Source organism: Pseudoalteromonas sp. S4492, from assembly GCF_005886115.1.
GTDB classification, from domain to species: Bacteria; Pseudomonadota; Gammaproteobacteria; order Enterobacterales; family Alteromonadaceae; genus Pseudoalteromonas; species Pseudoalteromonas gelatinilytica.
Genome location: NZ_PNCP01000006.1, coordinates 34,402 through 50,731, shown reverse-complemented (window position 1 = coordinate 50,731; position 16,330 = coordinate 34,402). Strand labels below are relative to the sequence as shown.

Here is a 16,330-nt window from a genome sequence, read left to right as displayed (position 1 = left end):
TTAACTTTTTCATGTTTGAAAAAGTAGTTGGTCACTTCGCTAATTTATTCCCATTCTTAGGCTATACAATCATCTCAACATTAAAAACTAATACGCGATATATAATCTTTTGCTGAAATTTAGAATCAGTTGCAGAACAATACATCAAGAGTAATATATTAAAGGCTATCTGCTTGTTTTCTAAGTGACAAACCTTAATCGTTTTGTTAGTTTATTTGTAATAAATTTAAGTTGGGCAATTTCATAGTTATAAGCAAAACTATGAAAATAAACCGTTCGTAAGAAAAGAAAGCATCAGTCTCTTATTGGTAATACGCGAAGCACTTTTACTCACGAACAAATGGATTTGAAAGGTATTCGTATGAGTCCAATTAACAAAAAAGCACTAAGCGAAACAGATATCATATCTAAATTCATTATGCCTGCTGTTAAAAAAGCAGGTTGGGATGATATGACGCAAATTCGCCAAGAAGTGAAACTGCGAGACGGTAAAGTCATCGTTCGTGGTATGGCTGCTGCACGTAAAACAGTAAAAAGTGCTGATATTGTTCTTTATCACAAACCTTCTATCCCTTTAGCTATAATTGAAGCCAAAGCCAATAAACACGAGATTGGCAAAGGAATGCAGCAAGGTTTAGATTATGCCAATTTACTAGATGTGCCATTTATATTTGCCAGTAATGGCGACGGCTTTGTATTTCACGATAAAACCAATCCAGCACAATTAGAGTCAGAAATAACATTAGAAGACTTCCCAACACCCGCACAGCTTTGGGATAAATACTGCACATACAAAGGCTACCAACCAGCTCAACTTCCGATAATTACACAAGATTACTACGATGATGGTTCTGGTAAATCTCCACGTTACTATCAGCTACAAGCGATAAACAAAACGGTTGAAGCAGTATCATCAGGCCAAGACCGTATTTTATTGGTCATGGCAACAGGCACAGGTAAAACCTACACGGCTTTTCAAATTATTTGGCGCCTATGGAAAGCAAAAGCCAAAAAACGAATATTGTTTTTAGCCGATAGAAACGTATTAGTCGATCAAACTCGAATCAATGACTTTCAGCCATTTGGTCAAGCGATGACTAAAATCACAGGCAGAAAAGTAGACCCTGCATACGAAGTTCATTTAGCGTTATACCAAGCACTAACAGGCCCAGAAGAAAGCCAAAAAGCATACAAACAAGTTGACCCAGACTTCTTTGACCTCATCATTATCGATGAGTGTCACAGAGGTAGTGCATCAGAGGATAGCGCTTGGCGAGAAATACTCGAATACTTCAGCTCAGCAACCCAAGTTGGTCTAACCGCTACACCAAAAGAGACCAATGAAGTCTCTAACATCGATTACTTTGGCGAGCCTGTTTATCAATACTCATTAAAAGAAGGTATTGAAGATGGATTCCTAGCTCCTTACAAAGTTGTTCGTGTAGACATTGATGTTGACCTGCAAGGTTGGCGGCCAACCAAAGGTATGGTCGATAAACAAGGCCATGAAGTTGAAGATCGCATATACAACCAAAAGGACTTTGACCGTACTTTAGTGATTGATGAAAGAACACAGCTTGTTGCTGAAACCATCACCAATTACCTTAAGCGAACTGATCCTATGTCTAAAACCATCGTGTTTTGTAACGACATAGATCACGCTGAGCGGATGCGCCGAGCACTTGTTAACTGCAATCCAGAACAAGTGGCTAAAAATGATAAGTATGTGATGAAAATCACGGGCGATGATGAAATCGGTAAAGCACAGCTAGACAACTTTATAAACCCTAAAAAGCCTTACCCTGTTATTGCCACTACCTCTGAACTAATGACAACAGGTGTTGATGCCAAAACCTGTAAGCTCGTTGTACTTGATCAAAACATTCAGTCTATGACCAAGTTCAAACAGATCATTGGACGCGGCACTCGCATAGATGACCGATTTGGCAAGCTATGGTTTACCATCTTAGACTTTAAGAAAGCCACAGAATTATTTGCTGACGAACGATTTGACGGTATTCCAGAAAAAGTAATATCAGCAAAGCCTGACGATATAAACGATTCCGAATCAGATTTTGATGATGTGATTGAAGACACTGCTCCAACCATTGATGATGGACTTGACGGAATTGGAGAATCAGACGCTGATTACGATACATATTCAGATGAAGTTGAAACCGACTATCCATCAGGTGAAATCGGCTGTGATGATTGGGGCGAAGAAGAACAAAAGGTCAATAAATATCACGTCAATGGCGTTTCCGTTAAAAAACTTGGTGAACGTGTTCAATATTATGATGAAGACGGCAAGCTCGTTACCGAGTCTTTTAAAGATTACACCCGCAAAACCCTCACAAAAACCTTTAGCTCCCTTGATGAGTTTGTAAAACGCTGGGGTGAAGCCGAGCGTAAGCAAGCTATCATCGACGAACTTGCCACTGAAGGCATTATTTGGGAAGTTTTAGAGCAAGAAGTGGGGAAAGAATTAGACCCATTTGATATGATCTGCCACGTCGTTTTTGACCAGCCGCCACTAACACGAAAAGAACGCGCAAACAATGTTAAAAAGCGCAATTACTTCACAAAATATGGCGACCTAGCCCAAACAGTGCTTAACGAACTGTTAAACAAGTACAGTGATGAAGGCGTTGCCGCAATTGAAAGTAAAGATGCCCTTAAAACAGGAAAAGTGGTCGAGCTTGGCCGCCCGTTAGAACTAGCCAAAAAAGGCTTCGGCGGAGCAAAGCAATATGAAGCGGCAATTACCGAATTAGAAAAAGCAATTTACGAAGCTATACCTGAAAAACAAGCCTAACACTAAATATTAAAGTGTCGCCTTACAAAGGCTAAAAGGGAATTCAGTTAGCTAGTAGTACAAGAAGCCCAGAATTAGAGAACACAATTTAATGTCAATTAGTACAGTTATAAAATCGATTCAAGACATCATGCGCAAAGATGCAGGTGTTGATGGTGATGCACAGCGTTTAGGCCAGTTATCCTGGTTACTCTTCTTAAAGATATTCGACGCACAAGAAGAAGAGCTTGAATTTGAATTAGATGACTATCGCGAGCCAATTCCAGAGCAATACTTATGGCGTAACTGGGCGGCTGACTCCGAAGGGATCACAGGTGACGAACTACTTGAGTTTATTAATGACGATTTATTCCCAACATTAAAAAACTTAACAGCACCAATTGATAAAAATCCACGTGGCTTCGTTGTTAGAGAGGCGTTCTCGGACGCATTTAACTACATGAAAAACGGTACGTTACTTCGCCAAGTCATCAATAAACTCAATGAAGTCGATTTTACCGATTCTAAAGAGCGCCATTTATTTGGGGATATCTACGAGCAAATATTACGAGACCTACAAAGCGCGGGTAACTCTGGTGAATTCTATACCCCTCGTGCGGTAACACGTTTTATGGTAAACCGCATCGATCCTAAGTTGGGCGAGCAAGTGTTCGACCCAGCTTGTGGTACGGGTGGTTTCCTTGCTTGCTCGGTAGATCACGTAAAAAATAACTATGTGAAAACAGGTGCCGATCATAAAACGCTGCAAAGCCAAATTCACGGAGTTGAAAAGAAACAGCTACCGCATTTATTAGCTACAACCAATATGATGCTGCACGGTATTGAAGTACCTGTGCAAGTCAAGCATGGCAACACCTTAAACAAACCACTTTCAAGCTGGGATAGCGACTTTGATGTTATAGTTACCAACCCACCATTCGGTGGTACGGAAGAAGATGGTATCGAAAAGAACTTCCCTGCCGAAATGCAAACCCGTGAAACGGCAGACTTATTTTTGCAGCTCATTGTAGAAGTGTTAAAAGATGGTGGCCGCGCAGCAGTAGTATTACCAGACGGCACATTATTTGGTGAAGGTGTTAAAACCAAAATCAAAAAGCTGTTAACCGAAGAGTGTAATCTTCACACAATCTTGAGATTACCTAACGGGGTATTTAACCCGTATACAGGCATTAAAACCAACATCCTATTTTTCACTAAAGGCCAGCCAACAAAAGATATCTGGTTCTATGAACACCCATATCCAGAAGGCGTGAAAAACTACTCTAAAACCAAACCAATGAAGTTTGAAGAATTTGAAACTGAAATTCAGTGGTGGGGTGAAGAAACTGATGGCTTTGCTAGCCGTGTTGAAAATGAACAAGCTTGGAAAGTCGATTTTGTCGCCAAACGTAAAGCGGCGGAAGCAGATGCCAAACCTCATTGGGACAAAGCAGAAAATACCAAGGCAGAAGCTGAAAAGGTTAAAGCCGAAATTGATTCGCTTAGGTCACCTGATACTGGCATAGACGAAAAAGCCAAGAAACTACTAAAAGAAAAAGTAGATTCGCTAAAAGCTCAACGTGAAGATCTATTAAAACGTGCCAATGCCGAGCAATCACAAGGTGATGCTATTTTTAATGCCATTTTTAATTTTGACATTAAAAACCCACACCTTGGTGAACAAGTGAGCCACGATCCAGATGAACTGCTTGAACAATATCAAACACAGCAAAAAGATATTCAACAACTGCGCAACCAACTAAAAGGTATTCTGGCAGACGCACTTTCATCAAGTGATGAGGGTAAAGCTTAATGTCTGTAGAAAGCGTTATTACCGAAAACCTCGATATTTGGACATCGGCAATTAAAACCAAATCTGCATCAGGCAGAGGCAGCTCAAACAAGCTGGAACTTTATGGGATTAAAAAACTTAGAGAGTTAATATTTGAATTAGCCATAAGAGGTAAGTTGGTCTCACCTGAAGTTACTGATATTCCTGTAAATGATTTGCTTCGTACTATTGAGGAAGAAAAAGCTCAATTAGTTAAATCGAAGGAGATTAAAAAACCTAAAAAGTTGCCAGCAATTCAAAATGACGAGGTTCCCTTTGACGTACCTGAAGGTTGGCAATGGGTGAGACTTGGCGTGCTTGGAAATATATTTAATGGCAATAGTGTTAACGCAAAGCTAAAAGAAGAAAAATACACTGGCTTAGCTCAGGGATTGCCATTTATTGCTACAAAAGACGTTGGCTATGGCTTCGAACAACTTGATTATGACAATGGTGTTTTAATACCGAGCGGAGAACCTAAATTTAAAGTTGCGAAAGCTGGAGCTGTATTAGTCTGTGCTGAAGGAGGAAGTGCGGGAAAAAAATGCGGCATCACTAATAAGGATATTTGTTTTGGCAATAAGTTATTTGCCAATCAACTGTATGGAAATATTTCGCCTAGATATATCCTTTCATGTTACCTCTCGCCGACTTTTTACAAAATGTTTTCTGAGTCGATGACTGGAATTATCGGAGGTATTTCTGCGGCTAAATTCAGTGAATTAATGATTCCATTGCCACCATTAAGCTACCAAAACAGATTAGTAAGCAAAATCGATGAGTTAATGCTGCTTTGCGATCAACTTGAATCAGAAACAGAATCAAGTATCGATGCACATAAAACATTGGTTGAAACATTATTGGCGATGCTTACCAACGCCAAAGATGCTGATGAGCTAAACGAAAGTTGGCAACGCATTAGCGAACACTTCGACACCCTCTTCACCACCGAAGACAGTATCGACCAACTAAAACAAAGCATCCTACAACTCGCCGTAATGGGTAAATTAGTAAAACAAGACCCCAACGACGAACCAGCATCTGCATTGTTAGAGCGAATAGCTGAAGAAAAAGAACAGTTAATCAAAGATAAGAAAATTAAAAAGCCTAAAGCTACTGAAGCCATCCTGGATGAAGAGGTCGAGTTTGAACTGCCTAGTAAGTGGAGTTTAGTAAAGTGTCAGGATGTGTGTTTGAAAATTACAGACGGAGAACATTCTACCCCTCGTCGGACTGAAACTGGACATTATTTACTTTCAGCAAGAAATGTGACTAATGAGGGTATCAAGTTAAGCGATGTAGATTATGTACCAACAAGTGAGTTTGAAAGAATAAGAAAAAGGTGTGATCCAAACATAGGTGATATTTTGATTTCTTGTTCAGGTAGTGTTGGTAGAGTCGCTATTGTAGACGCTGACAACAAATATTCTATGGTTCGAAGTGCTGCTATGATTAGACCAGAACCTTCACTTTCAGTAGAATATTTAGCGCTCCTTTTAAGAAGTCCATATTTACAAAGGCAAATTAAAAAGCGCTCTAAGCAATCAGCACAAGCAAATTTATTTTTGGGTGCAATCTCAAGTTTAACATTTGCTATCCCTCCTAAAAATGAACAAATTAAGATTGCCGAAAAAGTTGATGAACTTCTGGCTATTTGCAATTTATTAAAATTTCAAATTTCTGAGGCACAGGCGACCCAAATTAATTTATCTGATTCAATATCTTCTTCATTGGTAAACTAGCCAATAGCAGCAAGGACGCTTAATGAAACTGATTAACGAAAAATATCGCGCATTAAAACCTTCTTTAGATTATTTAACTGATGAAGTTGTTATTGTCCAAGCATGGAAGACAACTTTAGTTGGCCTTGATTTTGTTGCACTAAAACTGAGTTATAAGGGATAGATATAGCATGGATCTTTTCGAAGGTATTATAAAAACGTTACTTGAACATGAAGGTTATTGGGTCAGGCAGTCCTTCAAAGTCAATTTAACGAAGGAAGAGAAGCGCGCTATCGGGAAGCATTCCATACCAAGGCCAGAAATAGACCTATTGGCTTTTAAACCTGGCACAAACTCACTGATTGTATTAGAAGCTAAATCATATTTTGACTCTCCTGGGGTGAAAATTAGTGAGCTACTTGAACATTTTGAGATCCCCGATGGGCGCTACAAAATCTTTACCTGTGAAAATTACCGAAATATTGTTTTTTCCCGCTTAGTTAAAGATTTAGTTGAGTTAGGGTTAGCTGAAGCAGATGTTCAACCACAACTAGGCTTAGTTGCGGGCAATGTTTACCAAAATAAGTCTAGCGACATAGCCGAATACTTTACCCAGAACAATTGGTTTTTTTGGTCACCTGAAATGGTGAAAGATAAAGTGAATGCTTTAGCAGAGCTTGGCTATGAAAATAATACGGCGATTATTACTGCAAAGATCCTAATGCGAGGAAGCGCTTTACCAACACCTTTAAGCCCAAACTTTACTGAAAGTTCACTTTCAACCCAACAGCAAGCAAAAAACTGGCTTGAAAAGAACTTTCCATCAGAAGTTTTTAAAGGTGTTAGAACATCTAAGTATTATCAAGATAAAGATATCTGGTTCATTACGATCCCAAAAGATTTGCTTGAAAATGAAGAGTACCTAAAACTGGCTCTAGCCGAGCCTGATTTCGTGGGCTTTAATTATTTGAAAATTCCTACAGAATACCTCAAACGTAATTTAGATAAGTTAAGTGTGAGGTTGAGTGGCGATAAAATTGATTTTCATATAAATGCCACAAGTACAAATAGATACAAAGATATTAGGGGGCAGGGATTGGAATTAAAGCAGTTCTTACTAACACATGAGTTAATGGATTAAGGAACAATGAGATGGATTTCAAGTCATTAAAAAGTAAACAACGTGAAATTAGAAATGAGTTTTCTGACAACTTAGGATTAAGAGTACATCGTGCTCTTAGCTGGCTAGAAAAATCAGAGCAATGTAACGATGACCAAGACAGTCAATTCATATTTCTATGGATTGCGTTTAACGCCGCATACGCACAAGATACCGAAGTGTTAAGGCATACCGAGTCTGAAGCTTTTTCTCTTTTCATAGCTAAACTTGTCGAACTGGATGAATCTAATAAACTCTATAACCTAATATGGGCTGAGTTTTCATCAAGTGTGCGGGTGTTGCTCGATAACCAATATGTTTATCAACCATTTTGGGATTACCAAAATGGTAAGTTAACCGAACAAGAGTGGAAAGAACGATTTGCTAAGGCAAAAGTTGCAGCCAACAATGCACTTTCTTCTAAGCGCACAGATCTCTTAGTAGCCATTATCCTTCAACGCTTATACACGTTGAGAAACCAACTAATACACGGTGGTGCAACTTGGCAAAGTTCAGCAAACCGTTCGCAAATTAGAGATGGCGTAGCATTCCTAAGTAAGCTCGTTCCAATAATAGTAGATATCATGATGGATAATCCTCAAGTGCTTTGGGGAAGTGCGAATTATCCAGTGGTAAAGGAGTAACTATTCAATGTCTTATTACATAAACTTTATTGATCCTGGCAACGCAGGTGGCAGCGTCCCGATACCCGATACCAGCTACAGAGGCCCCAATAAACCAATCCAATATGGCTGTCGTTATTGTAAAGCAACATTTCTAAGTGATGCTGAACGTATTCAACATGAATGGGAAGCACACCCTACTCGCAATCCGTTACTGTTGATAGATCATATTGAAATTAGTGCAACTCGCTTAAAAGTGAGAGATATCAGCTTTTTTGAAAATATTGAATTTCTCTACGCCGATCAAATAACGATAAATGATGAGGTTGTAGAGGAAACTGAGGTTAAGCAAATCTTAACGTCTTCTAATAAGAAGTTCTTTAAAATTGAATTGTTGAACCAGCAAGTTTCAAGAAGCTTTGAGCTAGAAGTTGATATTGTAGATCCCAACGATATTCAAGCAATAGACGCTTTGTTTTATGAAATGCTTGCTGGTGACGATATTAAAGATGAACTAGTAAACAAATTTATCGACATATGTGAAAAACGATATCCGAACGCTACATCGTATACAGATGCATTGGTAAAATATCTGCAAGGCATAAAAGCCAAAGATGGCAGTGCTATCCATATTACTTTTGAAGAACATGTAACCAAGCTAAATCAAGCTTTAGACACTTTGAAATGGTTTAAATCAGACCTTGCAAGATCAATTATAAATCTAATTGAGTTTAATTTTAATCGCTTTGACACAAACCAGGGGGCATATCAAAGTCCCAGTTTAGATTTTTCATTAAGTTTCTTTAATGGTAACGAACTCCCTAAAGTTAACCTTGATTTAGAAAGTAGCTCTATCCCTATCCCAGTAGATTGGGTTACATCACTGATCATCAATTCAATATTAAAAGAATATGACAAGCTTGAATATCAAGAAATAGAAGGTTTAGCCAGATCGTCTAAAACAACATGGTTTACAGCTCAAGATAGAGCAAAGCTGAATTTTATTTTATACAGAAAAGCATTAGCAGAAGGGCTTTCAACGGAAGCCAAAATACTTTTGAAGAAATTAAATCATGACGAGGTGTTTAAAGACAAACTCGTAGTAGAGAATTAAAATGAACGAAACATTACCATTAAATAAAGCAGCCAAAAAAGAAGTCGTTTTTAATAGTATTGACGAGGTTATCGTTGATGTATTTAAAGAAGGTGGAGCTGGAAAAACTAAAAAACCATTAAAACTATTATCTGCTCACAAGAAGTACCTTAACAATATCGTTTTTAAAGATAGAGTGTCTGCCGATATTTTAAAGAAATATCCAGGTATTATTCTTGCCAGAGATTCAGATCTTAAGCTTACAACTGAAATTGTCACCAATGTTTATAATGCTACAAACAATGAAGCAAAGAATAGTTGTATTAACTTTTTTTGCGACGTTATTGGTGAGATATCGTTCTTAAACCCTACTAAGCATGACTCTAACGTGTTTCGCGCAATTCTGTCATCACTAGGTGACAATGAAAACGCTCTTCCTTACCTGATAAATGAGTTAAATAAGCGATTTGATAAACGTCTAGAGGGGATTAAAAAATCCAAATCAAAAGCCGAAGCAGCCAAAATTAACGAAAGTGAAATTGATTCTGCGCCTAAAGGCATGACAGCGGCTCAGTTAAAGAGTTTAAGGTATAACGTATTGGCAATAGCCGCTTTGTGGTCAGTTAGTCTTGGTAAAACAACTCAAACTAAAGCTATTGATACCCTTTCCAATATTTTCACGGCAGAAATTGATGAAAAATCACCTAGTTTGTCTATCGAGTCTTTTCTCGCTGGACACATAAACAGTAGCAGTAAAAAAGAGCTAGGTGCTCTTATAGCTCGCTCCCTAAAAACTCAGCAAGACGCTCAGGATGATAAAAGAAAAGCACAAGAACAATCTCAATATTACAAAAAGCAACTAGATAAAGCGTTAGCAGATACGCAAAGTCTAAATTTGAAACTAAGTGATAGTAATAAGAAGATTGAAGAACTTCAGTCGCAGCTACAAAAATTACAGGAAACCATTGAGTCAAAAGAGCAGCTGGGTAAAGCTGAGAGAGTACACCTGAAAGATGACACAGGAAAAGTAAAATCCAAAGCGATCAACTTGTTAGAAGAAGAGGTAATTCCCCCACTTCGCACATCTCTTAAAGCTTTAGACAGAGATGAACCTAAAGTTAAAGTAGCGATTCATAACATAGACGTAATCATTGAAGAAGTAGAAGGAGCATTACAATGGTTCAAAAAATAGGGATAGATTTCGGGACTACCAATAGTCTGATCTCAGTTGTTACTCAGCAAAATAAAATAAAATCTTTTACGGAAAAAGATAGACCTCATCCTTCTGTTGTTCATTATGAAGGGGAAAGAGTTATTTGTGGCATGAAAGCCAAGAATAAGCTTGAACAAAATACTATTGGAATACACGGTAACGCTGTTCGTGGGCCAAAAAAGTTTTTGGATAAAGATGCCATAAATGTTGGTGGAATTATCAAAAACCCGAAAGAGGTTGTTTCAAATCTAATGTCTTTTTTGATTGAGCACGCTCAAGAAGAAGATGAAGACGGCATTGCAGATTTAAAGCACGCCGTTGTGACTATTCCAGTTGCGATGGATGGCCGTGGTCGCCAAGCTCTTCGTGAAGCATTTCTAGATTCAGGTATATTAATTGAATCATTTGTACATGAACCTTTAGCAGCCTTATATGGATATTACAAAGATCTCGAAGATACTCAAAATGCGATATTAAAGGATGAAGGCCAGCTTATTTTAGTTTTTGACTGGGGCGGTGGTACGTTAGATTTAACACTCTGCCAAATCAAAAACGGAAACATAGTTCAAATTTTAAATAAGGGTAATAACAAGATAGGCGGTGATTATCTTGACGAAGCCATCTTAAAGTATGTTGAAGAACAACATGCTGAAAAATTCAATTGGACAGAAGGTACTCAAAAGTCACGTAATCCAAGCATGAGGGCTAGATTACTTGAAGAATGTGAACGTGCCAAAATAACACTTTCTAAAAGAAGTGAAGCGCCAATATTTATACCGGATTACTACAACGCTGATGGTGATGAAGCTGAAATCGATTGCTGGTTATCAAGAGGTGATTTGGACAAAATATCTAAACCATTAATAGATGCTGGTCTTAGAGAGATTGATTCAATTCTCAGCCCTGAGCAAGCAGATATAGATAGACAGTGTGTAGCTTTATGTCTTGCTACTGGTGGAATGGTTAACATGCCAGCGATAAAGCAAGGCTTACGTGAGATATTTGGAGTGTCGGCTCTTCACGTTTCGGAAAAAGGTGACAGAATAATTTCTGAGGGTGCTGCTTGGATTGCGAAAGACAATGTTGCTCTAGCATTAGCAAAACCCATTGAGCTTGTTGAGGCAAGGAACTCTCTACTAACTCTTATTCCCGAAGGAACATTGCTCCCTAAGCGCGGTAACACTCAAAGCACTCAACAAGCTCTCTATTGCGCTGATCCGCGTGATGGTAAGGCTGTATTGAGTTTTAAACGTGCTCAAATGGTAGGAAAAACTGCCGCTGCTGACAGACGAACATCTTTAGGTAACTTGGTAGTTCCTGTTAATAAAAACTTTCCTCCATTAAAAGAACGGATTGATATAGATGTTAAAATCGATGAAAACTTGATTATGACAGTTAATGCTAAATCGTTAGATGAAGACATTCCACAAGAGTTAAATGTCTATGATATTGAGTTTTCTATTAACGTATTAGGTGACTCAACTCAAAAAAAAAAGACTTCTAGGATAACGAAAGGTATTGGTGAAAAAATGGGAGTCGCAGTCAGGTCAAACGTAACCCATCAAAATGAGGGCTGGAGTTTAGTGCCTGGAGAACTTTTAAAAAAATACAACGACGACAACCCTTATTTAAAGCAAAAAATGACAGAAGAACAAAGGTTGGAAGACCTTTATTATAAACCATGTTCAAACTGCGGTGCCAGATGGCAAGTGGGCTGTTGTAATAGCTTATCGACCTCTGGTGCTGCCTAAATGCAATTAGAAGTTAGTGGTCTAACTAAATGGTGGCATAGACTACGAGGAATAGATGTCAGAATTGCTTTAGACAATACAAGTATTGGTATTGTCAACAATGGCATCTCCTCACAAATATCCATAAATGATGTTGAGCAGATCAGTATTCACAAAGGTCTGTTGTCTAGCCACCTTATTATAATGACTTCTGAGCCAAATGCTCTGGTATTTAAAGGCTATAGAGGTAATCAGCTTAATGAGTTTAAACAAAACTTTATTCAAGCTTTGTTAGCTCTTGTTGCATCAAGTGATAAGTGGATAGCTTTTGAAAAATCACTAGAAAATCGAAAAAACAAAGATGTTTACTTATCTAGTCATGAATGGCAACCATTAGCCCAGTTACACCAACTTGTTACCCGCTTTTTAGATTTAGGTATAAATCCCGAACTCTTAAAAACAGATACACAACGAGCTATTTTTAAACATGCGCAAGCACTCAGCAAAAATGACGTTAGTGAGCTTGGCCGAGAATTACACAATCAAAACGTCGTACCTGTTTTGGTCGATAAATATAAAGGTTTTTTCGATACTGTTGAAAAGTTACCATTAACAGATAAACAGCGTATAGCTTGTGTTACTAATGATGACCATAATTTAGTTATCGCGGGTGCCGGAACAGGAAAGACTGCAACATTAGTTGGAAAAGCAGGTTTTCTTTTAGAAGCAGGCATTGCTAAGCCCAAGAACATTCTAATGTTAGCCTTTGGTAATAAGGCTGCGGCAGAAATGAATGAAAGAATACAAGAACGTATCCCTGACGTAGCTAGCGACATAAGAGCTAGTACATTTCACGCTTTGGGAAATGACATTGTAACGAATACCTTGGGCTACAAAAAATCAGTTACGCAGTTTGCTGATCAACCTCACCTATTTTCGCAATTTATAGACAGTACCATTGAAGAAATAGCGGAAGAAAATAGTGACTACAAAGCACTATTAGTGCATTACTTTTCTAGTTTAGCTACACCAGCAAAATCTGAAATAGATTTTCAGTCTATTGATGATTACCACGAATTTTTATCGAGTTGCAGGCTGATAACATTAAAAGGTGAATGGGTAAAAAGTGTTGGTGAATTACGCATTGCTAATTTTCTCACATTAAATGGGATTAGTTACGAATATGAAGCACATTACAAATTTGACACTCGAAGTATCTCTAGACGCCAATACCAACCAGATTTTTACCTGCCAGAAGCTGATCTCTACATTGAGTATTTTGGGTTAAATGAAAATAACGAAACGGCACCGTTTGTCGATCAAGATAGGTACTTAGAAGACCTTGCGTGGAAGCGAGAACTTCACAAATCCAAAGGTACAACAATGGCCGAGCTATATTCGTACCAATTAATGCAAGGTAGTCTATCAAAATGTTTAGCTGAGGTTTTAGAAGAGAATGATATAGCATTAAAACCAATGCCGCTAAATGACATATTCGAACAGTTAAGAAAAGAAAACGAAACTCAGTGGGCTGGTTTTATAGAGCTACTTCAACGATTTTTAGGTTTGTTTAAAGAAGGTAACTTCTCCTTTGAATATTTAAAGCAAAGCTTAAACCCTGCTTTATACGACATAGAGAGAACCAATGCATTTCTTAACATTTTTCAGCCTATTTTTGAGAGTTACCAAAAGCATTTAAAAGATACTGATTGTGTAGACTTTAGCGACATGATCGCATTAGCAGTGGACAAAGTGGAAAAAGGTAATTTTCACCATAGCTATACCCATATACTTGTCGATGAATTTCAAGACATATCCGGCGGCAGAGTTAAACTTTTGAAGGCTATATTGGCATCGTTCCCTAATATAAGACTTTTTGCTGTTGGGGATGACTGGCAGTCGATATATCGTTTTAACGGTGCTGATATCGCACTTTTTACAGAATTTAACCAAGCATTTTCTCCATCTACAGCTATCCCATTAGACAAAACTTTTAGATTCAACAATAAAATCCATAATGTCAGTAGTCAGTTTGTCATGGCAAACCCAGGTCAAATAAAAAAAGACATTGTGACTCATTCACAAGTTGATGTTCCCGCACTTAGATTAGTGGATATAAAACAAGCAGTGGAAAATAGCTCGTTATCAATTAGAGAGCAGAAGTTATACGCATATCAGCAAAGCTTACTTAGAAGCTTAAATACTTTTAATAAAAGTGGGCAGCAAAAAGATAAAAAACATACGGTTTTGATCATTGGTCGATATAAACAAGAAAATATGCAAATGTTAAAAGGCTTTAAAATTAATAAAGGTCAGTTTCCATATTTAGATATCAACTATGTAACAGCTCATGCAAGTAAGGGGTTAGAAGCTGATTTTGTTGTGGTGTTAGGAGTCGAATCAGGAAGTTTTCCTTCTTCTAAAGAAAATGATGAATTAATTGATTTGGTTCTTCCCCATAAAGAAAGCTACTTATATGCCGAAGAGCGCCGTTTGTTCTATGTGGCCTTAACAAGAGCAAAGCATTTTATTTATATATTGTTCGATTCAGATCAGGGGAGTCCTTTCTTAGTAGAAATAAACAAATATGGAAATAAACTGATCGACAACAAACTAGCTAGCTCATTTGCCAAATGGCACTGCCCTTCTTGTGATTCAGGGACACTTAAAGCTATTCTAACAAAACACAATAGAGTGTTCTATAAATGTTCATTAGCACCAGCATGTGATGCAACTCTAAAAGCCTGTAAGCACTGTAATTCTCCTATGCATGTAAATACTAAAGGCTTTAGGTACTGTATTGGCTGCGGTGAAATCGAAATTGGTTGTGCACGTTGTGGTATAGGCACTATGGTAGCCCGATTAGAAGATGATCCTAATCGGGAAACTTTTTACGGATGTAATCGATTCAGACGAGGAGCAACCGATTCCTGTGGAGAAAATATAAAAGTGGAAGCTTTTGAACATAGATATAAGGAAGCCAAAGTACATTTATCTAAAATGCATTAAAAGTGAAATTTAAGCAGTGTTAATCTCCTTCATTCGTAGCTATTTAGTCATGCAGGACAAAACAAAGGAGGACTGCATGACTTCGAATCAAAGACTTAAGTTGTTTTTCATTAGTGAATTGGCAACGATCTTCAAGATATTATCAACTGTGATTTTAATCACCATCGTTCTTGAACGAGTTGTTGGTATGGAGCTACATAAATCGTATCCATTTCAAGGTGGATATGCCCTCATAGCTTGGTTTTTAACAAGTTTATTGGAACTTAGTCTGAGGATTTTCAAACTCAAACTTAAGAAGAAATATCGACAATAATCTGAAGCGCTCAATTGAGCGCTTTTTTTGTTTGCATCTCATTCAATTTTCATTAAGTTCAAGAAGTACCGAAACAAAACAGGTATAGAATTATGAATTTATTAAGTTACCAACTATTTGATCATTGCACTGTTGAGTATGATTCACCAAGCTCGGAACCAATGGCCCTTACAGAGACTTTTGAGGTTACTGTTACAGGAGTCAATCCATCAACTGGATTAGCATTAATAGACAATAGCAGCATTGACGTTGGCGTTAATCCATTTGGCGAATCAATTGATGTCGGCGTTAGCGATGCATTGGATACTAGTTGTTCAGCAATGGATATTACAGATACCTGTTTTGATGACTCAAGCAGCTCAAGTATTGAACATGATTCATCAAGTAGCGGCTTTATGCTTATCGATGATAATTTTGTGACATTCGATGATGACCACGGTGCATGTTGTTGGGGTGATGATATCTCAATGTCGATGAACGCAGAGTTTTAAATATACCTGTGCTCATTCACATAGCGTTAAAACTGGCATTAGTAATCCATCCAATGGCTGTATTTATAATTCTAACATGCCGTCCGTGTTCTGCGCTGAATACACGAGCGCTGGTATGACGTTGTTTTAATATGCCTTATTTGCGACGTTAATATTGTTTGCAAGGAGCTTGGCTCATACCAACCGTTGCCAAATGGCTCTACAAAAAATTTGAACAATAAGATGAGTATGAAAACTCACAAGTCCTCGTTAGTTAGTGTTCTCATTTGCCCACTCACATAGTGGGCTTTTTTTACCCAAGTGAATAGATTTTGAATAGTTATGCATTTCAAGGTTAATTTTCGAAATGCAC

12 protein-coding genes are annotated in these 16,330 nt (G+C 37.9%); all 12 read left to right on the top strand.

Translation table 11 applies throughout. The features are described 5' to 3' along the window. Positions 1-361 precede the first annotated feature (361 nt). The 12 genes from hsdR (at position 362) to CWC28_RS02600 (ending at position 15,978) form a co-directional block, all read left to right on the top strand. Positions 362-2,815, top strand: a complete 2,454-nt coding sequence (gene hsdR, locus CWC28_RS02655) for an EcoAI/FtnUII family type I restriction enzme subunit R (protein WP_138624685.1) — start codon at positions 362-364, stop codon at positions 2,813-2,815. Positions 2,816-2,906: 91 nt separating this feature from the next. Beyond that, positions 2,907-4,607, top strand: coding sequence for an N-6 DNA methylase (locus tag CWC28_RS02650; protein ID WP_171038278.1), 1,701 nt, complete (start codon positions 2,907-2,909; stop codon positions 4,605-4,607). Beyond that, the gene (locus tag CWC28_RS02640) at positions 4,607-6,367 is read left to right on the top strand and encodes a restriction endonuclease subunit S (RefSeq protein WP_138624684.1); all 1,761 of its coding nucleotides are present in this window, start codon (positions 4,607-4,609) and stop codon (positions 6,365-6,367) included. Before CWC28_RS02650 ends, CWC28_RS02640 begins: the two co-directional genes overlap by 1 nt. Before the next feature lie 22 nt (positions 6,368-6,389). Further along, positions 6,390-6,530 carry a hypothetical protein gene (locus CWC28_RS21885; RefSeq protein WP_171038277.1) on the top strand — a complete coding sequence of 47 codons (141 nt, stop codon included), beginning with the start codon at positions 6,390-6,392 and terminating at the stop codon, positions 6,528-6,530. A gap of 7 nt (positions 6,531-6,537) precedes the next feature. Next, on the top strand, positions 6,538-7,488 hold the full coding sequence (locus CWC28_RS22250) for a hypothetical protein (protein ID WP_212746792.1): 951 nt from the start codon (positions 6,538-6,540) through the stop codon (positions 7,486-7,488). 11 nt (positions 7,489-7,499) lie between these two features. Then, positions 7,500-8,150 (top strand): HEPN domain-containing protein, encoded by a 651-nt coding sequence (locus tag CWC28_RS02630; RefSeq protein ID WP_138624683.1) that lies wholly within the window; start codon positions 7,500-7,502, stop codon positions 8,148-8,150. Between the two features lie 7 nt (positions 8,151-8,157). Next, the gene (locus tag CWC28_RS02625; RefSeq protein ID WP_138624682.1) at positions 8,158-9,243 is read left to right on the top strand and encodes a hypothetical protein; all 1,086 of its coding nucleotides are present in this window, start codon (positions 8,158-8,160) and stop codon (positions 9,241-9,243) included. A 1-nt stretch (position 9,244) separates the two neighbouring features. Continuing rightward, positions 9,245-10,414: a coiled-coil domain-containing protein gene (locus CWC28_RS02620; protein WP_138624681.1), complete on the top strand. Its 1,170-nt coding sequence runs from the start codon at positions 9,245-9,247 to the stop codon at positions 10,412-10,414. Further along, entirely contained in the window at positions 10,399-12,186 is a 1,788-nt protein-coding gene (locus tag CWC28_RS02615; RefSeq protein ID WP_138624680.1) for an Hsp70 family protein, read from the top strand. Before CWC28_RS02620 ends, CWC28_RS02615 begins: the two co-directional genes overlap by 16 nt. Further along, positions 12,187-15,174, top strand: coding sequence for a UvrD-helicase domain-containing protein (locus CWC28_RS02610; protein WP_138624679.1), 2,988 nt, complete (start codon positions 12,187-12,189; stop codon positions 15,172-15,174). 76 nt (positions 15,175-15,250) lie between these two features. Then, a complete protein-coding gene (locus CWC28_RS02605; protein WP_138624678.1) occupies positions 15,251-15,487 on the top strand; it encodes a hypothetical protein in 237 nt (78 codons plus the stop codon). Between the two features lie 92 nt (positions 15,488-15,579). Further along, positions 15,580-15,978, top strand: coding sequence for a hypothetical protein (locus tag CWC28_RS02600; protein WP_138624677.1), 399 nt, complete (start codon positions 15,580-15,582; stop codon positions 15,976-15,978). Positions 15,979-16,330 lie beyond the last annotated feature (352 nt).